This is a genomic window from Burkholderia stabilis, from assembly GCF_001742165.1.
Lineage (GTDB): Bacteria > Pseudomonadota > Gammaproteobacteria > Burkholderiales > Burkholderiaceae > Burkholderia > Burkholderia stabilis.
The window spans coordinates 2,752,294-2,770,239 of sequence record NZ_CP016443.1; the positions used below are offsets into that span (position 1 = coordinate 2,752,294).

Consider the following 17,946-nt stretch of genomic DNA (forward strand, 5'->3'; position numbering starts at 1 on the left):
CGCATCAACCCCCATCCCCCGGCGCATCCCGCGCGCCCATTTGATGACCAAACCGCAAGACCTAGTGCATAGATATCGTTTGCCGCGGCCTTAATGACTATCGACAATCGTGGCTCGAATTCGCCGCCGTGGCGCCAGAAGCGGCGCGGCGGCCGGTATCTGGCGGCTATCCCGGCCGTCCGCGCCATCCAGCTCACGACGACATGTACGCGTTCACTCCCTCATTCCAGAATCCCGCCGGCTCGCCGATCCGCGAGTTGTTCAAGTACCTGTCCGAACCGGGCATGATTTCCTTCGCGGGCGGTTATCCGGCCAGCGACCTGTTCGACGTCGACGGCCTGAACGCGGCCGCCGAACGCGCGTATTCGCAGCCCGTGCGCTGCCTGCAATACGGGCCGACCGACGGCCTCGCCGAACTGAAGCAGCAATTGATCGCGCTGATGGCGCGCCGTGGCGTCGCGTGCACGCCGGCCGAACTGCTCGTCACGACCGGCTCGCAACAGGGCCTCGACCTGCTGCTGCGCGTGATGGTGTCGCCCGGCGACGTCGTGCTGACCGAACAGCCGGCTTACCCGGCCACGCTGCAGGCGATGCGTCTGCAGCAGGCGCGCATCGTGACGATCCCCGTCGACGGCGAAGGTCTCGACGTCGATCGTCTCGCCGAACAACTCGCGTCCGGCGCGATCGCGCAGCCAAAGCTGCTCTACACGGTTCCGACCTTCGCGAACCCGACGGGCGCGACGCTCACGCGCGAACGCCGGCTGAAACTGCTGCGTCTCGCGGTGCAATACCGTTTCCTGATCGTCGAGGACGATCCGTACGGCGATCTGCGCTTCGCAGGCGAAGCCGTGCCGTCGATGCTCGCGCTGGCCGGCGAAGTGGACGGCGCGCGCGACTGGATCGTGCATTTCGCGAGCCTGTCGAAGATCGTCGCGCCCGGCTTGCGCGTGGGCTGGACGATCGCGCCGGCCGAGATTGCGCGGCGCTGCGTGATCGCGAAGCAGACGGTCGATCTGTGCAGCGCACCGTGGACGCAGGCTACCGCCGCCGAATACCTGGCCGATGGCGCGCTCGAACGCCATCTGCCGCGCATCACCGCCGCGTACCAGCGCAAATGCGACGCGATGTGCGATGCGCTGCGCGACGGCTTCGGCGATGCGATCGAATTCCATCGCCCCGAGGGCGGGATGTTCGTGTGGGCGCGGATCGGCGCGGTGTCGTCGGATGTGCTGCTGCAACAGGCGATCGCGAACAAGATCGTGTTCGTGCCCGGCAAGGCGTTCTTTGCGGACAACGTCGACGCGGCGTCGCTGCGCCTGTCGTTCGCCGCGCCGGACGTCGACGCGATCCGGGAAGGCGTCGCGCGCCTCGTGCGCGCGTATGGTGCGGCGCTGGCCGCGTGAGGAGACAGGAACGTGAACATCATCGTCAACCCCACCGCGCCGATGGGCGCGGCGTCACGCGCCGGTGACAACCGGCCCGTCGAACACCGGTCGTCGCAGATCAGCGCGGGGCCGCAGTATGTGGCCGACGTGCTCGGCCGGTTCGGCGCGGAGCCGGCGACGGAGGCCGGCGATGCGGCGCCGGTCGTGCTCGGCTACAACTGAGCGTCGCGAAGGAAGGCGGCGGCCGCATCAGGCGCGAGCCGTCGCCGAAGCAAACGGTTAAGCTTGCGCGATCGAAACACGTGCGATCGCCTCTCCCTCATGCCCGACTCATCCTCCGAATCGCTCGCGCGAACATACGACCGCGTGTGGTCCTGCCTCGAAGCCGGCGTCAGCGTGCAACGCTCGCCGTTCACGATGCTGCAGGCCGCGACGCTCGGCATCGACGGCGCACCGAAGGTGCGCACGATCGTGCTGCGGCAGGTGAGCCGCGCCGATCGCGTGCTGTCGTTTCATACCGATGCGCGTTCGGAGAAGGTCGCGGAGCTGCGCCGCGATCCGCGCATGTCGATCGTCGCGAACGATCTCGATTCGCTCGTGCAGATTCGCGCGGAAGGCGCGGCATCGATCTGCGACGACGAAGCGCAACGGCGCGCGATCTGGCAATCGAGCCGCCCGCATACGCTGCTGCTGTATCGCGCACCGTTGCCACCCGGCACGCCGGTCGAGTCGCCCGAAGATGCGCATGTCGACGGCACGGCGCCAACCGGCGACGGCTATGAAAACTTCTGCCTGATTCACATGACGATCACGCGCATCGACTGGCTCGAACTCGCACGCGCCGGCCATCGCCGCGCGGTGTTCGATCTGCATGAAGGCGGGTACGAAGGCCGCTGGATCGCGCCTTGATGCACGTCGACGCGCATCGGTCGATTACGACCCGCGATCCGCGAGATTGGCCAATGCGGCCGCGAGGTCATGTTCTCCGTCGTCGGCCGACGGGACGATGGCCGGTGCGGTGACTTCACCCCAGAACGGCAGGCGCCACTGGGGATCATGGTGATGACCGAGGACGACGGCCCGATAAAAGCCGTCGGGACGTCGAGCAATCAGCGCGACCAGATGGCGATCGGCGAGATGCGTTTCGACGACGGGCATCTCGCCGGGCATGAGCGCGCCGCTCCAGATGCCGCCGTACTTTTCTTCCCATCCCATCCGTGCTCCCCTTCAGGCTATATCGCCCAGGTGCCGAAATTCCTGCCCGGGCCTTCCGCCAGTTGCAGGAAGACTTGCCAGCTCGTCTCGGGGTCGCCATTGCCGACGGCGGCGTGAAGTTCGTCCAGCGTAGCGGCGATGCCCTGATCGGCGCCGAAGCGCTCATCGTTGAGCGCACGCAGCAGCGGAATGAGTTGCCCGGTGATTTCAGCGGTGGCCGACGCGGCCTGTCCGGACGCCGGCGCGTCACGCCATGCGAGAAGCCGCCGCCGGATTCGATCTTCGATTTCAGCGGCTTTGAGAATGTGCGGGGCCATCGGGTGATCGAGATCGAGCATGGCGCTTATTCCTTGTCCGTCGTGCGGCCGGGAGGTGGCTCGTTCGCCGCCTGTCCGACCATCCAGTCGCGCATCACGGCGATCGCATCGTCGTCGCGGCGCTCGGCCGGATACACGAGATAGAACCCCACCGACAGCGGAAACGCGAAATCGAACGGCTTGCACAGCCGGCCTGCCGCGATATCGCGTTCGACCAACGGATCGGTCGCGAGCGCGATGCCCTGGCCGGCGACGGCCGCATCGATCGCGAGCGACGTCTGGTTGAAGCGCAGCCCCTTGTGCGGATCGACGTCGACCGGCTCGGGCATCGCATCGAGAAACGCGGGCCACAGGTCGTGCGCATCGTGCAGCAGCACGTGGCCGGCAAGCGCGCGCGGCGACGCGGGCGCGGCCAGCAGCGCGGGGCTGCACACGGCGCACACGTCGAGCGGGAACAGTGCGTGCGCGGCGAGATGCTTGCCGAACGGCGGCTTGCCGTAGCGGATCGCGAGATCGACTCCGTCGTGGCGGAACGTCGCGAGCTGCTGGTCGGCGATCACGCGCACGTCGTAGTCGGGATGCGCGTCGGTGAACAGCGCGAGCCTCGGGATCAGCCACTTCGACGCGAACGAAGGCGTCGTGCTGATCGTCAGCGCCGCGCGCCGTTTCACGAGCTTGTCGGTGGCGTCGGCGATCGCGTGCAGCGCGCGCTGCACGTCGGAGAAATACGCGGCGCCGTCGTGCGTCAGCGCCAGGCCGCGCGGCAGGCGCTCGAACAGCTTCAGCCCGAGCACGTCCTCGAGGTGGCGCACCTGCTGCGCGACGGCGCCCTGGGTTACGCCGATCTCGTCGGCCGCGGCGCGGAAATTGAGGTGCCGCGCGGAGACTTCGAACGCGCGAAGCGCATTCAGCGGCGGCAGGCGGGAGGGGCGGGGCGGCATCGTAAGGCTGTAGAAAAACTATCGGCTAGAGGCAGAAATACTGGTTCGACAGTCGCGGGTGATGCGCCTACATTACCACCATGGCGCGCCGAATGGCGGCTGCGCGGCGGCAGGATTCGAACGAGGAGCAGATCGTGACTGTAGAAAAAGTGGCGTTGATCACGGCGGCAGGCAAGGGCATGGGCGCGGCGATCGCGCGCGAACTGGCGGCGACGGGCTACCGTGTCGCGCTGATGTCGCCGTCGGGCAGCGCGGTGGCGCTGGGCGAGGAACTCGGCGGGTTCGGCATCCAGGGCTCGGTGACGGAAGAAGCCGATATCGACCGGCTCGTGCAGGAGACGCTTGCGCGTTACGGGCGCATCGACGCGGTGGTGAACAACACCGGGCATCCGCCGAAGGGCGAGCTGCTGTCGATCACCGATGAAAACTGGCACGCGGGGCTCGACCTGATCCTGCTGAACGTCGTGCGCGTGATGCGCCGCGTGACGCCGGTCTTCCAGAAGCAGGGCGGCGGCGCGGTGGTCAACATCTCGAGCTTCGCGGCCGATGCGCCCGAGCAGCCGATGCCGGTGTCGTCGACGTTGCGCGCGGCGTTGAGCGCATGGACGCGCCTGTACGCGGAACGCTATGCGGCCGAGAACATCCGGATGAACGCGGTGCTGCCGGGCTTCATCGACAGCTGGCCGGAAACGCCGGAGATCGTCGCGCGTATTCCGGCCGGCCGTTTCGGCAAGACGGGCGAGATTGCGAAGACGGTGGCGTTCCTGTTGTCGGACGGCGCGGGCTACATCACCGGGCAGAACATTCGCGTCGACGGCGCGATCGTCAAGGCACTTTGAGCGTCGCGACGGAGCCGCCTGCCTGCTGCAAAGCGGTACGAATCAGAGCCAGTGAGCGGTAAAGGGGCTGAGTGCAAGTGTTCGCGTGGACCCTTGCGCTCAGACCTCGGCGATAAAGAATAGAGACCTTCCCAGCCGTATCGGCGTTTCGGTGGCTACGCCGCAGGATGAATGAGTGGAGAACAACCGGCCCGTTGTGAACACAACGGGCCGGTCCATTTATGCAGCCGTTCGAATTTGCTCGATGTCGGCCGCTGGTCTCCTGAGCGATTCGCCGAATCCTCGGCGGCCCGAACCGTCGCCGCGCTTCGGCATGAAACTGCGACCGTCGGGCTATCTTTCGGTTTCTTCGGCGACGGCGTTACGCGTCAATCCAGCGCAGCGCGGCCTTCGCGACACGCTCGCCGAGCAATTCGGCCGTTAGCCGGTCGCTTTCCAGGATGGTGTCGCCGCCCTGATCGGCGTTGGCCTGCGCCATCGAGCCCAGGAACGAGCCCAGCCGGTTGATGTCGTCGACCGACCCCGTGCTGCTGTTGTTTCCGGGCATGAGCCCGAGACTGATCCACATCATGTGATGCTGCGCCGCGAAGAGCGCAAGCTGCTGCAGCGTCGCGAGCTTGTCGCCGCTTTGCGACGCAGAGACCGTGAAGCCGGCCGCGAGCTTGTCGCGCCACTTGCCCCATTGCTTGGTCGACGCGTCCATGAAGGTCTTGAACTGCGCGGATACGCTGCCCACGTAAGTCGGTGAGCCGAAGATCATCGCGTCGGCGTCGTTCGCGAGGTACGACCAATGCTGATCGATGGCGTCGACCGGGATCAGCTTGACGACAGCACCCTCGATTTTCTCGGCGCCGCGAGCGACGGCTTCGGCGATAACGGACGTGTGGCCATAACCACTGTGGAAAACGACTGCGACATTGACCATGGAAAACTCCTTGCGGGGTTGAAGAAACGATGAATGTGTTACTGAACACGTAACAGATATTGGCAAGCTGGTTGCCGTGTGTGAAGTGCCCGCCTATGTCGACTTCCGGTGCCCGAAGCATCGGGTGTCCGGAAGGTATCCGTCCGCTTCCTGCGAGAGTCCGAAGGCAGAGCCGTGCTGGTGAAGGATCGGTGCCAATGCCGCAACGTCACGCAAGCGCGTGGTCATCCGGCTCGAATCGCGGCGGCGAAACCTTTCTGACTGTTACAGGCGGCTGGCTGGACGAGAAAGACGCCCCGTCGTGATCCGGTTTGTCCGATGGCGCGATCGTCGGGGCGCCTCGGTCGGCCCGCAGCGGCTACAGGCAACGGCTACAAACGCGTACAAACCAGACAAATCCGGGATACATCAGACCTTTCAAATGGGCGACGCCGCGTGACGAGGGCGCGCCGGATTGAAAGCGAAGGCGCGATCGAGCGCGCGGCATGTTCACTTTCCACTTCACGAAAGGAGATGCCGAACGATGTCTTCCACACCGTTTTCCCCGATGCGTCGCCACCTGCTGGCCACTTCCGTGGCCGCCGGGGTATCGGCGATGCTGCCCACCGCGCTCCATGCCGCAACCGGCGGCAGCGGCATACGCCCGTTCACCGCGCACATTCCCGACGAAGCGCTGGCCGACCTGCGCCGCCGCATTGCCGCGACGCGCTGGCCGGGCCGCGAGACCGTCGCCGACGAATCGCAGGGCGTGCGGCTCGCGCGCATGCAGGCGCTGCTGCGCTACTGGGGCACCGACTACGACTGGCGCAAGGGCGAGGCGCGCCTGAACGGGTTCCCGATGTTCATCACCGAAATCGACGGGCTCGACATTCATTTCATCCACGTGCGCTCGCGGCACGAGAACGCGATGCCGATGATCATGACGCACGGCTGGCCTGGTTCGATCTTCGAATTGCTGAAGGCGATCGGCCCGCTGACCGACCCGACCGCGCACGGCGCGAGCGCCGACGACGCGTTCCATGTCGTCGTGCCGTCGCTGCCGGGTTTCGGTTTTTCGGGCCGGCCGACGCAGACGGGCTGGGGCTCCGACCACATCGCGCGTGCCTGGGGCGAACTGATGGCGCGGCTCGGCTATACGCGTTTCGTGTCGCAGGGCGGCGACTGCGGCTCGGTGATCTCGCACCGGATGGCGATGCAGCGCGTGCAGGGTCTGGCCGGGATTCACGTGAACATGCCGGCGACGGTGCCGCCGGACATCGCCGCGCTGCTCGCGACCGATTCACCCGCGCCGGCTTCGCTGTCGCCGAAGGAGAAGGCCGCGTACGAGAAGCTCGCGACGTTCTATCGCGACAACTGCGGCTACTCGGCGATGATGGTGACGCGCCCGCAGACGGTCGGTTATGCGCTCGCCGATTCGCCGTCAGGGCAGGCCGCATGGATGTACGACAAGATCTCGCAATGGACGTACAGCGGCGGCGTGCCCGAACGCTCGATTCCGCGCGACGAGATTCTCGACGATATTTCGCTGTACTGGCTGACGAACACCGCGACGTCCGCCGCGCAGATCTACTGGGAGGATCACTCGAACAACTTCAACGCGGTGGACATCTCGCTGCCGGCCGCGATCACGGTGTTCCCGGGCGAGATCTACCAGGCGCCGCGCAGCTGGGCCGAGCGCAGTTATCACAACCTGATCTACTTCAACGAAGTCGACAAGGGCGGGCATTTCGCGGCGTGGGAGGAGCCGGAACTGTTTGCTCGCGAAGTGCGTGCCGGGTTCCGGCCGTTGCGTCGCGTGTAAGCGGGGTTTGAGCGGTGGGCGCGGGCTGGCTGACTACCGCCCGCGTTCACTTCGTCATGATGCGTTCCGCGCGATCCGGCCGGCCGTCACGACCGATTGAGCGTGCGCAGGCTCTCGACAGCGTCGTCCGTCATCCATAGCAGCGTGTTGAGGTACGTGTCGATATGGACGACAAGCGCCTGGCGCGGGCCTTCCCGCCATGCCGCCGAGTGGTAGAACGCTGCCTGCTCCGTTTCCAGGGCATGGCGGTCGGTGTAGGCCCGCACGAGGCAATAGCTTTCTTCTTCGTGGTCCGAATGACCGTAGCACACGACATCCATGCCGCTGGCACGAATCATCGGAACGGCAAGCTCGTGCATGGCCGCATGAAAGGCGTGCAACGTTCCCGGCTTCAGGCGGTAGGTGCGGATTTCCAGCAACCGATTCATGTTTCGTCTCCTTGGCTTGCCGCATCGGCGGAATCGAACCTGGTCGATCGTAGCGGCTGCCCTGTCGGCAGTCTCGGGCGAGCATAGCAGGAACGCATGCCGGAGAACGGCGAAGCCCGGGATGGGCGGCCGTTGGCGGGGCGTTGGCGGCTTTTCCGTCGTCGATCGTCGAATGTCTTGTCGGCGGCGGCCGTCGATGCGTCTGACGGCTCGCACCCGTTCGCATTCGACACGGGCAGGCGTTGCGTGCGGTTCGCGGGGCTACGCAACCGCACGCAACGCCTGCGCGAACCGCTTGTCCGCCAGATACGCGACATTGAACCGGCAAAACGCGGAAGGACGATCGGCCTGCGGCGAGAACACCGCGCCCGGCGCGAGAATCACGCCGCGCTCCAGCATCGCCTGCGCGAGCTGCATCGAGTCGGGCCAGCCGGGCAGCGCGGCCCACAGATACAGGCTTTGCTCGCACGGCCGGTAGACCTGCGCGCCGAGCCGGTCGAGCGCGTCGAGTGCGGTGGCGGTCGCGCGCCGCAGCTTCTCCTGAAGATGATTCGTATGCCGGAGAAAGTGGCCGTCGCTGACGATCGCGTCGAGCGTACGCTCGCAATATTCGGAGCTGCTGACGTGGGTCAGCATCTTCACGTCGGCGAGATCGCTCGCGAGCGCCGCGTTGCAGGCGAGGAAGCCGACGCGCAGCGCGGCCGACACCGATTTCGAGAAGCTGCCGATATAGATCGTGCGGCGCAGCTGGTCGAGCGTCGAGATGCGCGTGAGCGAACGCGGCCGCAGGTCGGCCAGCGCATCGTCCTCGACGATGATGAGATCGTGCGCGTCGGCGAGCTGCAGGATGCGGTGCGCCTTGGCCGCGCTCGTATCGGTCGCGGTCGGGTTGTGGCCGACCGATTGCGTGAAGAACAGTTTCGGCCGGTAGGCGGCGATGTGCTCGGCCAGCTTCGCGACGTCGGGGCCGTCGATCTCGCGCGGCACGCCGACGATGTTCGCGCCGCTCAGCTTCAGCTTGCCGAACAGCGGGTAGTAGCCGGGATCGTCGACGAGCACGGTGTCGCCGGGGCGCACGAAGTAGCGCAGCACGAGATCCATCGCCTGGTTCGCGCCGTGCGTGAGCACGATCTGTGCGGGCGGCGCCTCGATCTCGTAACCGGCGAGCTTCTGCTGCAGCGACTGGCGCAGCGGCAGGTAGCCGAAGCGGCTGCCGTAACGGAACAGCGATGCGGCGCTCGTGCGCATGATGCGCTGCTGGTACTGGTTCAGCCGCGTTTCCTCGAGCCACTCGATCGGCGGAAAACCTTCGCCGAGGTTGAGCACGTCGGGCTTCACGTGCAGCTGCTCGCGCATCAGCCACACGATGTCCATCGCGCGGTCGAGCGAGCTCGGTTCGTCGATGTCGGGCGCGGCCGCCGCGCGCCGCGTAACGAAGAACCCCGAGCCGCGGCGCGGCTCGATCAGGCCGTCGGCCGCGAGCATCTCGAACGCGCTGATCACGGTGTTCTTCGAGCAACCGGACGCCTCAGCGTATTCCCTGATGGAAGGCAGCTTCGCGCCGGCCGGCAACACGCCTTCCTCGATCTGTCTGGCGAGATTGTCCGCCATGGCGCCAGACAGGCTGGCTTTTGCACGCTGCTTCATCGCGATGTTCCGTCGGGCCGGCCCACTGTCATGGGTACGGATGGTTGAGTGTCTGCGCCGTCTGTACCTTTTCAATGGGTACAGCGTGTCTATTATTCGGCTATCCGCAGCCCGCCGCAAGCGTCGCCGGGCCACCCCGCCACCCCGCCACCCCGAAACAGAACGACATCATGCCGATCGATTCCGCCTTGCCGAACTTCCGCTCGCTCACGCCCGAGCAACGCCTGTCCCACCTGTCCCGTACCGTCGGGCTCGACGATGCCGAGCACGCGCTGCTCGCGAAGCCGGGCGCGCTGCCGCTCGAGACGGCGAACGGGATGATCGAGAACGTGATCGGCACGTTCGAGCTGCCGATGGCGGTGGCCGGCTACTTCCGGATCAACGGCCGCGACGTGATCGTGCCGATGGCCGTCGAGGAGCCGTCGATCGTGGCGGCCGCATCGTATATGGCGAAGCTGTCCCGCGCGACCGGCGGTTTTCGTACGTCGAGCAGCGGCCCGCTGATGCGCGCGCAGGTGCAGGTGATCGGCGTCGGCGATCCGTACGGCGCGCGGCTCGCGATCCTGCGGCACGCCGCCGAGCTGATCGAACTCGCGAACGGCCGCGACAAGGTGCTCGTCGGCCTGGGCGGCGGCTGCCGCGACATCGAGGTTCACGTGTTCCCCGACACGCCGCGCGGCGCGATGGTGGTGGCGCACCTGATCGTCGACGTGCGCGACGCGATGGGCGCGAACACGGTCAACACGATGGCCGAAGCCGTCGCGACGCGCATCGAAGCGATCACCGGCGGGCAGGTACGGTTGCGGATACTGTCCAACCTCGCGGATCTGCGCCTCGCGCGCGCAGAGGTACGGTACGCGGCCGACACGCTCTCGACCGACGACTATCCGGGCGAAGCGGTGATCGATCGCGTGATCGACGCCTACGCGTTCGCGGCGATCGACCCGTACCGCGCGGCGACACACAACAAGGGCATCATGAACGGCATCGATCCGGTCGTGGTCGCGACCGGCAACGACTGGCGTGCGGTCGAGGCCGGCGCGCATGCGTATGCGAGCCGCAGCGGGCGCTATACGTCGCTGACGACCTGGGAGAAGGCCGCCAATGGCGACCTCGTCGGCACGATCGAGATGCCGATGCCGGTCGGGCTCGTCGGCGGCGCGACGAAGACGCATCCGCTCGCGCGTCTCGCGCTGAAGATCATGAACGTGACATCGGCGCAGGAACTCGGTGAAATTGCGGTCGCGGTCGGGCTTGCGCAGAATCTCGGTGCGCTGCGCGCGCTCGCGACCGAAGGCATCCAGCGCGGCCACATGGCGCTGCATGCACGCAATATCGCCGTCGCGGCAGGCGCGACCGGCGCGGACGTCGACCGCATCGCGCAGCAGATGGTCGAGGCGAAGGACGTGCGCGCCGATTTCGCGCTCGCGCTACTGGCCGGCAGCAGCGGCGGCTGACGCGCGGCACGCGCGCCGTAAGCGGCGTGCGTGGCGTGCCGCGCCGGCACCGCCGGCGACATATCAATCAAGGAGGAGACACATGGAACAGACCGGTTCAAGCGCTGTCGCGCCGGTGCCGCATCACGTCCGGCCGTTCGCGGATGCCGATGCGCCGGCCGCGACGCTCGTCGAGGTGTGGGGCGACACGGTAGCCACGAAGCACCTGGCGTGGTCGGTGCTGCTGGGCATCTCGATCAGCCTCGGCGCATTCGAGATCGGCCGGCTCGCGCTCGCGTCGTTCGTGCACGACGCGGCGATCGCGCGCGCCTACGCGATGCTGATCGGCCTCGGCGGCTGCCTGCTGGCGGGTACGATCTGCGCGATGCTGTTCAAGCCGAAACGCACGGTGATCGAACATGCGGCGGGCGGCCCCGAGCGCGACGCGGCGCTCCGGCAGCTTGCCGAGGCATCGGGCGGGCTCGGGTCGCCGGCCGACCTGTCGCCCCGCGCGCGCGCCGAGATGGAGGAACTCGGCCTGCTCGACCTGTTCGCGTCGTACGACGCGTCGCCCGAGCGCGCACGCGCGGGAGGCCTCTGATGGACGCGCTGCTGCAAGCCTTGCCGGCCGCGTTCGCGATGGGGCTGCTCGGCGCGATCGTGTTCTCCGGCATCGGGCTGATCTCCGGCACCGACGAAACGACGACGATCGCGCCGCTCACGCTGCTCGTCGCGCTGCTCGGCGTGCCGCCCGCCGGCGTGTTCACGTTCTTCCTCGCGGGCGCGGTGGCCAAGCACATCACGCATGCGATCCCGACCGCGCTGCTCGGCATTCCCGGCGACACGATGGCCGCGCCGCTGTTGCAGCAGGCGACGTTGCTGCGCGCGCTCGGCGTGCCGCACATCGCGCTGCGCAAGATGATCTCCGGCGCGATCGTCGCCGCGTTCGTCGCGCTGCCGCTCGCCGTGCTGTTCGCGTCGCTGCTCGCGCCGTTCGGCGCGGCGATCGCGAAGGCCGCGCCGTGGGTGTTCCTCGCGGCGGCCGTCGGCATCGCGTATTTCTCGGCGGGGCGCTGGGCGTCGGTGCTGCTGCTCGTGCCGTTCGTGATGCTGGTGGTCGGGTTGCAGGCGCTGACCGGCCATTACGGCGTGAAGCTGAGCGTCAGCTACTTTCTCGGCATTGCGATCGGGCCGCTGGTTGCCGACCTGTTCTCGATCCTGTCGCCGGCCGAGCGGCGTCGCATGCGCCGCGACGGGCCGTCGACCTTCGTGCTCGCGCCCGACGTGAAAAGCTGGCGCGGCTATTTCCCGAATCCGCTGAAGGTGCTCGACCGCGAACAGGTCGCGTGGACGGTCGGGACGGCCGCCGTGTCGAGCGCGACGTTCGTGTTCAGCCCGGTCGCGATGACCGTGCTGATGGGCGAGATCGTCGGCGCGCGCGTGCGCCACGCGTACCAGCGGCTGACGACCGTGATCGCCGCGCGCAACGGCGTGACCGAGGCGACCTACATCGCCGAGGCGCTGATTCCGCTGATCGCGTTCGGGCTGCCGCTGAGCCCGGTGGCCGCAGGCCCGGCCGCGCCGCTGTTCAATGCGCCGCCGCGCTTCACGGTCGACGCCGCGAGCGGGCAGATCCACAACCTGCACACGCTGATGAGCTGGCCCGAGTTCCTCGGCTACGGGCTGCTGTCGATCCTGCTGGCCGCGCTGATCGCGTATCCGCTCGCGATGCATCACGCGCACCGCGCGGCGTCGTTCGTCGCGAGGAAGCTGAGCCACGAAGCGATCATCGCGACCTTCGCGGGGCTGATCGTCGTGATCGGCGTGTGGGAAGGGCAGTTGCTCGGGCTGGCCGTGATCGTGACGATCGGCCTGTTCGGCGGGATGCTGTCGCGGCTGTTCGCGTTCAACACGGGCGTGCAGTTCATGGGGTACTACGTCGCGGTGCTGAGCGTGCCCGCAATCGTCAAGCTGCTCTGATGCATCGGCGTACGGGGCCGCGTGTGCCGCGCGGCCCGCCGCGAACCGCCGTTTCGCGTGCGATTTTTGAATCGCTGTGTGTCGTGTTCGCACACAGATACGTTGGGATACAAAGCATCCGGATGGTTCGGATATAAAACCGGTGAAGCGTTTCACACGGCGGCGCAGTGCCATGCGCCGCCGCTGCGAACGGCGATACCGGAGCGCCCGCACGTGCCGCGGGCCCCTTCCTTAGCGATCGACAATGGAGAACGAGTCATGCCTGATACCGTGAACACCCGCCGCCGCCTGATCCTGGGTACGACACTGGCGAGCCTGAGCCTCGCCGACCTCGGCCTCGGCAACCTGGCGCGCGCGCAGTCGGCGCCCGATGCATCGAGCGCGAAGCGCGCGGCCGGCGCTGCGTCGCTGGGCACGATCCACCAGATCGACGCGGGCGTGCTCAACGTCGGGTATGCGGACCTCGGGCCGAAGAACGGCCCCGTCGTGTTCCTGCTGCACGGCTGGCCGTACGACATCTATAGCTACGCGGAAGTCGCGCCGCTGCTCGTCGCGGCCGGTTATCGCGTGATCGTGCCGTACCTGCGCGGCTACGGCTCGACGACGTTCCGCTCCGCCGACACGGTGCGCAACGGCCAGCAGGCCGTGACCGCCGTCGACATCGTTGCACTGATGGATGCGCTGAAGATCGACCGCGCGGTGTTCGGCGGCTACGACTGGGGCGCGCGCACGGCCGACATCATCGCGGCGCTGTGGCCGCAGCGCGTGAAGGCGCTGGTGTCGGTGAGCGGCTACCTGATCGGCAGCCAGGAGGCGAACCGCAAGCCGCTGCCGCCGCAGGCCGAATTCCAGTGGTGGTATCAGTTCTACTTCACGACCGAGCGCGGCGCGCTCGGCTACGCGGCGAACCGCGATGCGTTCAACAAGCTGATCTGGCAACTCGCGTCGCCGAAGTGGCAGTTCTCCGACGAGACCTATGCGCGCTCGGCCGCGTCGTTCCAGAACCCCGATCACGTCGCCGTCGTGATCCACAACTATCGCTGGCGTCTCGGGCTGGCGAAGGGCGAGGCGCAATACGACGACATCGAGCGCCGTCTGGCGGCCGGCCCGGCGATCACCGTGCCGACGATCACGATGGAAGGCGATGCGAACGGCGCGCCGCATCCGGAGCCGGCCGCGTATGCGAAGAAGTTCACGGGCAAGTACCAGCACCGGACGATCACCGGCGGCATCGGCCACAACCTGCCGCAGGAAGCGCCGCAGGCGTTCGCGGATGCGATCCTGCAAGTGGAGCATCTGTGATGCGCTCGGGAGCAGGCTTCCTGCGTCGCGGCGCGGGCCGCGCGCTCGTCGCGGGCGCGCTGCTGGCCGGTGCGTGGTCGGCGAGCGGCCCGGCCGCGTTCGCGGAACAGCCGAAAGCCGCCGCGTCGCCGATCTACGGCGTGACGATCCCGCCCGGCTACCGGAAATGGGAAATGGTCGCGCCGGCCGAAGAGGCTGCGCCGCTCGACGAGTTGCGCGTGGTGCTCGGCAACCCGGTCGCGATCCGCGCGCTCGAACAGGCGACGCTGCCGTTCCCGGACGGCACGATCCTCGTGAAGCTCGCGTACAAGCGCAAGCAGTCCGACGAGTTCGCGCCGGCGACGGTGCCCGGCCAGGCGACGACCGTGCAGGTGATGGTGAAGGACTCGCGTCGTTATGCGTCGACGGGCGGCTGGGGGTTCGGGCGCTTCATCAACGGTGTGCCGGCCGACATCGGCCAGCACCAGACGTGCTTCGCGTGTCACCAGGCGCGCGTGAAGAACCACGATTACGTGTTCACGCGGCTCGCGCCGTAACGTGATGCGGCATCGCGGGTTCGATGCAACGAAAGGCGTGCCGTGCGAGGCACGCCTTTTTTTGTTGGTGCGTGTGCGCTGGCGAGCGCATCGATTGCGGGTTTGTATCGCACTGTATCTGCGGCCGTTGTGGAAAAACTGGCATGCAGAAAGCACCGGTTTCGGAAACATGCCGGATACGTGGGCGGGTTCTACTGTCGACATGCAGGAAACGTTCGATGCCACGCGTTTGCATCGGATGCCAAGTGTTCGATACCCCAACTTTCGTCAAGGAGCATGCTCATGAAAACCACCCGTATCCTCGCCGTCGCCGCACTCGTCGCCATCCCCGCGCTGTCGTTCGCCGATACCGGCCACGGCCTGACGCGCGCCGACGTGCGCGCCGAACTCGTCCGGCTCGAACAGGCCGGCTACAACCCGGCACGCAGCGAACCGAATTATCCGGAAGACGTCGCCGCTGCGCTGCAGGTCGCGCGTTCCGACCAGAACGGCCCGTCGAAGTCGCAGGGCGACAACGTGGCCGATACGTCGACGCCGGCAAGCCATCGCGACGCCGCGCGGTCGCGCTCGACGCAGAACGCCGCCGACGATCTGTACGCGCATTCTTGATCCGTTGCCGCGCCTGCTGCCGGCACGCGCGGCTCATCGCAGTACTTCATGTAGAACAACACTGAGAAAGGAGCATCACGATGACCGGTTTGATGAAACGCGTTCTGGTATCCGCCGCGGTGATCGGCGCACTGTCCGGTGCGGCCGCGGCGCAGGCCGCGCCGAAGGACGACCTGAAGGGCACGAACGTCGTGCTCGTGCACGGCGCGTTCGCCGACGGGTCGAGCTGGAACCGCGTGATTCCGCTGCTCGAGGCGCGCGGGCTGCACGTGGTGTCGGTGCAGAATCCGCTGAGCTCGCTCGCCGACGATGCGGCGGCGACGAAGCGTACGATCGACGAGCAGAAAGGGCCGGTCGTGCTGGTCGGTCATTCGTGGGCCGGTGTCGTGATCAGCGATGCGGGCAACGACGACAAGGTGAAGTCGCTCGTCTACGTCGCGGCGTTCGCGCCCGACAATGGCCAGTCGATCGCCGACGTCACGCAGGGGTTGCCCGCGCCGGCATGGGCCGGTGAACTGCGCAAGGACGCGGGCGGGTTCACGCGGCTCTCGGACAAGGCGATCGCGCAGGATTTCGCGCCGGACCTGCCGCCCGCGCAGCAGCGCATCGTCGCGGCGACCCAGGGGCCGTGGTATGGCGGGTGCATCTCGGAGAAGGTCGCGCAGGCCGCGTGGCATGCGAAGCCGTCGTCGTTCGTCGTCGCGACGCAGGACCGGATGATCGATCCGACGTTGCAGGAAGCGATGGCGAAGCGGATCGGCGCGACGGTCACGCGTGTGAACGGCAGCCACGTCGCGATGCTGAGCCAGCCGAAGGCCGTGGCCGATGCGATCATCGCGGCGGCGGAACGCGCGAAGCAGGATACGCAGTGAGCGGATGCGGCGCCGCGTTCGGGTTGAAGCGCGGCGTCGCGTGTGATGGCGATGTCTTTTCACAAGGAGAAGTCATGACGGAACTCTGGCAACTGTCGGCAACCGAACTCGCGCAACGCGTACGGCATCGCGACGTGTCCGCGCGCGAAGTGGCGGACGCCGTGCTCGATCGTCTCGATGCGGTGAACCCGGCGATCAACGCGGTGATCGAACACCGGCCCGACGACGTGCGGCGGCAGGCCGACGAAGTCGATCGCGCGATCGCGCGCGGCGACGATCCGGGGCCGCTCGCGGGCGTGCCCGTGACCGTGAAGATCAACGTCGACCAGGCCGGCTTTGCGACGACCAACGGCACGCGCCTGCAGGAAAACCTGATCGCGCAAGCCGACAGCCCGGTGGTCGGCAACCTCAGGAAGGCCGGCGCGATCCTGCTCGGCCGCACCAATTCGCCGACGTTCGCGTTGCGCTGGTTCACGTCGAATCGCGTACACGGTCACACGCGCAATCCGCGCGATCCGTCGCTGACGCCGGGCGGGTCGAGCGGCGGCGCGGCGGCGGCCGTGGCTGCCGGGATCGGCCCGCTCGCGCTCGGCACCGACATCGGCGGCTCCGTGCGCTACCCGGCCTACGCATGTGGCGTGCACGGCATCCGGCCGTCGCTCGGGCGTGTGCCGGCCTTCAACGCGTCGTCGCCCGAGCGTGCGATCGGCGCGCAACTGATGTCGACGGCGGGGCCGATCGCGCGCACGATCGACGATCTCTCGCTCGCGTTGCGTGCATTCGCCGCGCCGGACCCGCGCGATCCGTGGCACGTGCAGGTGCCGTTCGACGGGCCGGCGGTGCCGAAGCGCGCGGCGCTGTGCGTGCGGCCGGGCGGCTTGCAGGTCGTGCCCGAGGTCGAGGCCGCGTTGCGCGATGCCGCGCGCCGGCTCGTCGATGCGGGCTGGACCGTCGACGAGATCGACGACACGCCGCCGATGCGCGAGGCCGCGCTGTTGCAGGAACAGCTTTGGCTCGGCGACGGGTTCGATGCGTTGTCGAATGCGGTCGAGCGCGATGGCGATCCGGGTGCGGCCGTGGTGATCTCTGCCGTGCGCGGCAAGGTGCGCGATCTGCCGGCCGACGTGATCAGCCGCGCGCTCGTCCGGCGCACCACGCTGACGCGACAGTGGCGGCTGTTTCTCGACGAGTATGCGGTCGTGCTGCTGCCCGTGTCGTCGGAACTGCCGTTTCGCGACGATCTCGACCGGCAGGGGCTCGACGGGTTCGAGCGGGTGTGGGAAGCGCAGCTCACGTTGCGCGCGCTGCCCGCAATGGGGCTGCCGGGGCTGGCTGTCACGACGTCGCTCGTGAACGGCGTGCCGGTGGGCGTACAGGTGGTTGCCGCGCATCATCGCGAGGATCTGTGTCTGCTCGCGGGGCGCGATATCGAAGCGCGCGGTTTGGTGGTTGCGCCGGTTGATCCACAGTCGTGATGCGCTGACAGGTGCATGCATCGGCGATGCCGCTGGGCATCATGCCGATGCATCGCAACCTTCGATCGCGGTAGTACTTTCCACTTCGGATTTCCTGACGGACAACGAGCCGGCCAGGCAGATCAGCACGGCAGTGTGGGAAGCGGGATTCCCTGGATTTCCCGAGGCAAGTGAGTCGAATCGGAAATTCAGCGGCGGAGCGGTTGTGCCTGTCCGCCCTCATTAAAAATATAAAAAT

General features: G+C 67.4%; 19 protein-coding genes. 13 read left to right on the forward strand and 6 right to left on the reverse strand.

Going from position 1 to position 17,946, the window contains the following annotated elements:
* Window positions 1-203: 203 nt before the first annotated feature.
* From BBJ41_RS30155 to BBJ41_RS30165, 3 genes are all read left to right on the forward strand, one after another.
* Window positions 204-1,403, forward strand: coding sequence for an aminotransferase-like domain-containing protein (locus tag BBJ41_RS30155; protein ID WP_069749823.1), 1,200 nt, complete (start codon window positions 204-206; stop codon window positions 1,401-1,403).
* A 12-nt stretch (window positions 1,404-1,415) separates the two neighbouring features.
* Window positions 1,416-1,607, forward strand: coding sequence for a hypothetical protein (locus BBJ41_RS30160; protein ID WP_069749824.1), 192 nt, complete (start codon window positions 1,416-1,418; stop codon window positions 1,605-1,607).
* Between the two features lie 99 nt (window positions 1,608-1,706).
* Window positions 1,707-2,294 carry a pyridoxamine 5'-phosphate oxidase family protein gene (locus tag BBJ41_RS30165; protein WP_069749825.1) on the forward strand — a complete coding sequence of 196 codons (588 nt, stop codon included), beginning with the start codon at window positions 1,707-1,709 and terminating at the stop codon, window positions 2,292-2,294.
* Between the two features lie 24 nt (window positions 2,295-2,318).
* On the opposite strand, the gene BBJ41_RS30170 is transcribed toward BBJ41_RS30165, so the two are convergent.
* From BBJ41_RS30170 to gcvA, 3 genes are all read right to left on the reverse strand, one after another.
* On the reverse strand, window positions 2,319-2,555 hold the full coding sequence (locus BBJ41_RS30170; RefSeq protein WP_167362225.1) for a hypothetical protein: 237 nt from the start codon (window positions 2,553-2,555) through the stop codon (window positions 2,319-2,321).
* Between the two features lie 62 nt (window positions 2,556-2,617).
* The gene (locus BBJ41_RS30175; protein WP_069749827.1) at window positions 2,618-2,938 is read right to left on the reverse strand and encodes a hypothetical protein; all 321 of its coding nucleotides are present in this window, start codon (window positions 2,936-2,938) and stop codon (window positions 2,618-2,620) included.
* Between the two features lie 5 nt (window positions 2,939-2,943).
* Window positions 2,944-3,858: a transcriptional regulator GcvA gene (gene gcvA / locus BBJ41_RS30180; protein WP_069749828.1), complete on the reverse strand. Its 915-nt coding sequence runs from the start codon at window positions 3,856-3,858 to the stop codon at window positions 2,944-2,946.
* A gap of 134 nt (window positions 3,859-3,992) precedes the next feature.
* On the opposite strand from gcvA, the gene BBJ41_RS30185 reads away from it, so the two are divergent.
* Window positions 3,993-4,697: an SDR family oxidoreductase gene (locus tag BBJ41_RS30185; protein ID WP_069750445.1), complete on the forward strand. Its 705-nt coding sequence runs from the start codon at window positions 3,993-3,995 to the stop codon at window positions 4,695-4,697.
* 361 nt (window positions 4,698-5,058) lie between these two features.
* Here the strand turns inward: BBJ41_RS30185 and BBJ41_RS30190 are convergent, their stop codons facing one another.
* On the reverse strand, window positions 5,059-5,622 hold the full coding sequence (locus tag BBJ41_RS30190; RefSeq protein ID WP_069749829.1) for a flavodoxin family protein: 564 nt from the start codon (window positions 5,620-5,622) through the stop codon (window positions 5,059-5,061).
* A gap of 523 nt (window positions 5,623-6,145) precedes the next feature.
* On the opposite strand from BBJ41_RS30190, the gene BBJ41_RS30195 reads away from it, so the two are divergent.
* Window positions 6,146-7,423: an epoxide hydrolase family protein gene (locus tag BBJ41_RS30195; protein ID WP_069749830.1), complete on the forward strand. Its 1,278-nt coding sequence runs from the start codon at window positions 6,146-6,148 to the stop codon at window positions 7,421-7,423.
* A gap of 86 nt (window positions 7,424-7,509) precedes the next feature.
* Here the strand turns inward: BBJ41_RS30195 and BBJ41_RS30200 are convergent, their stop codons facing one another.
* Entirely contained in the window at window positions 7,510-7,851 is a 342-nt protein-coding gene (locus tag BBJ41_RS30200; RefSeq protein WP_069749831.1) for an NIPSNAP family protein, read from the reverse strand.
* A 261-nt stretch (window positions 7,852-8,112) separates the two neighbouring features.
* Window positions 8,113-9,498, reverse strand: coding sequence for an aminotransferase-like domain-containing protein (locus BBJ41_RS30205; RefSeq protein ID WP_069749832.1), 1,386 nt, complete (start codon window positions 9,496-9,498; stop codon window positions 8,113-8,115).
* A 170-nt stretch (window positions 9,499-9,668) separates the two neighbouring features.
* Between BBJ41_RS30205 and BBJ41_RS30210 the strand changes: the two genes are divergently transcribed.
* The 8 genes from BBJ41_RS30210 (at window position 9,669) to BBJ41_RS30245 (ending at window position 17,708) form a co-directional block, all read left to right on the forward strand.
* Window positions 9,669-10,955: a hydroxymethylglutaryl-CoA reductase, degradative gene (locus tag BBJ41_RS30210; RefSeq protein WP_069749833.1), complete on the forward strand. Its 1,287-nt coding sequence runs from the start codon at window positions 9,669-9,671 to the stop codon at window positions 10,953-10,955.
* Between the two features lie 82 nt (window positions 10,956-11,037).
* The gene (locus BBJ41_RS30215; RefSeq protein WP_069749834.1) at window positions 11,038-11,535 is read left to right on the forward strand and encodes a hypothetical protein; all 498 of its coding nucleotides are present in this window, start codon (window positions 11,038-11,040) and stop codon (window positions 11,533-11,535) included.
* Window positions 11,535-12,914, forward strand: a complete 1,380-nt coding sequence (locus BBJ41_RS30220) for a tripartite tricarboxylate transporter permease (protein ID WP_069749835.1) — start codon at window positions 11,535-11,537, stop codon at window positions 12,912-12,914. The genes BBJ41_RS30215 and BBJ41_RS30220 overlap by 1 nt, the downstream gene beginning before the upstream one ends.
* 258 nt (window positions 12,915-13,172) lie before the next feature.
* Window positions 13,173-14,216 carry an alpha/beta fold hydrolase gene (locus BBJ41_RS30225; RefSeq protein ID WP_069749836.1) on the forward strand — a complete coding sequence of 348 codons (1,044 nt, stop codon included), beginning with the start codon at window positions 13,173-13,175 and terminating at the stop codon, window positions 14,214-14,216.
* Window positions 14,216-14,752, forward strand: a complete 537-nt coding sequence (locus BBJ41_RS30230; RefSeq protein WP_069749837.1) for a cytochrome P460 family protein — start codon at window positions 14,216-14,218, stop codon at window positions 14,750-14,752. The genes BBJ41_RS30225 and BBJ41_RS30230 overlap by 1 nt, the downstream gene beginning before the upstream one ends.
* 282 nt (window positions 14,753-15,034) lie before the next feature.
* Window positions 15,035-15,361: a DUF4148 domain-containing protein gene (locus tag BBJ41_RS30235; protein WP_069750446.1), complete on the forward strand. Its 327-nt coding sequence runs from the start codon at window positions 15,035-15,037 to the stop codon at window positions 15,359-15,361.
* Between the two features lie 80 nt (window positions 15,362-15,441).
* The gene (locus BBJ41_RS30240; protein ID WP_069749838.1) at window positions 15,442-16,233 is read left to right on the forward strand and encodes an alpha/beta fold hydrolase; all 792 of its coding nucleotides are present in this window, start codon (window positions 15,442-15,444) and stop codon (window positions 16,231-16,233) included.
* 74 nt (window positions 16,234-16,307) lie between these two features.
* Window positions 16,308-17,708, forward strand: a complete 1,401-nt coding sequence (locus tag BBJ41_RS30245; RefSeq protein ID WP_069749839.1) for an amidase family protein — start codon at window positions 16,308-16,310, stop codon at window positions 17,706-17,708.
* Window positions 17,709-17,946: the final 238 nt, after the last annotated feature.

Bases quoted from the DNA above. Each gene is read 5' to 3' on its own strand.
- BBJ41_RS30240 (WP_069749838.1), top strand. From the start codon at position 15,442: ATGACCGGTTTGATGAAACGCGTTCTGGTATCCGCCGCGGTGATCGGC.
- BBJ41_RS30190 (WP_069749829.1), bottom strand. From the start codon at position 5,622: ATGGTCAATGTCGCAGTCGTTTTCCACAGTGGTTATGGCCACACGTCC.
- BBJ41_RS30225 (WP_069749836.1), top strand. From the start codon at position 13,173: ATGCCTGATACCGTGAACACCCGCCGCCGCCTGATCCTGGGTACGACA.
- BBJ41_RS30220 (WP_069749835.1), top strand. From the start codon at position 11,535: ATGGACGCGCTGCTGCAAGCCTTGCCGGCCGCGTTCGCGATGGGGCTG.
- BBJ41_RS30165 (WP_069749825.1), top strand. From the start codon at position 1,707: ATGCCCGACTCATCCTCCGAATCGCTCGCGCGAACATACGACCGCGTG.
- BBJ41_RS30235 (WP_069750446.1), top strand. From the start codon at position 15,035: ATGAAAACCACCCGTATCCTCGCCGTCGCCGCACTCGTCGCCATCCCC.
- BBJ41_RS30245 (WP_069749839.1), top strand. From the start codon at position 16,308: ATGACGGAACTCTGGCAACTGTCGGCAACCGAACTCGCGCAACGCGTA.
- BBJ41_RS30205 (WP_069749832.1), bottom strand. From the start codon at position 9,498: ATGAAGCAGCGTGCAAAAGCCAGCCTGTCTGGCGCCATGGCGGACAAT.
- BBJ41_RS30210 (WP_069749833.1), top strand. From the start codon at position 9,669: ATGCCGATCGATTCCGCCTTGCCGAACTTCCGCTCGCTCACGCCCGAG.
- BBJ41_RS30215 (WP_069749834.1), top strand. From the start codon at position 11,038: ATGGAACAGACCGGTTCAAGCGCTGTCGCGCCGGTGCCGCATCACGTC.
- BBJ41_RS30200 (WP_069749831.1), bottom strand. From the start codon at position 7,851: ATGAATCGGTTGCTGGAAATCCGCACCTACCGCCTGAAGCCGGGAACG.
- BBJ41_RS30155 (WP_069749823.1), top strand. From the start codon at position 204: ATGTACGCGTTCACTCCCTCATTCCAGAATCCCGCCGGCTCGCCGATC.
- gcvA (WP_069749828.1), bottom strand. From the start codon at position 3,858: ATGCCGCCCCGCCCCTCCCGCCTGCCGCCGCTGAATGCGCTTCGCGCG.
- BBJ41_RS30230 (WP_069749837.1), top strand. From the start codon at position 14,216: ATGCGCTCGGGAGCAGGCTTCCTGCGTCGCGGCGCGGGCCGCGCGCTC.
- BBJ41_RS30195 (WP_069749830.1), top strand. From the start codon at position 6,146: ATGTCTTCCACACCGTTTTCCCCGATGCGTCGCCACCTGCTGGCCACT.
- BBJ41_RS30175 (WP_069749827.1), bottom strand. From the start codon at position 2,938: ATGCTCGATCTCGATCACCCGATGGCCCCGCACATTCTCAAAGCCGCT.
- BBJ41_RS30170 (WP_167362225.1), bottom strand. From the start codon at position 2,555: ATGCCCGGCGAGATGCCCGTCGTCGAAACGCATCTCGCCGATCGCCAT.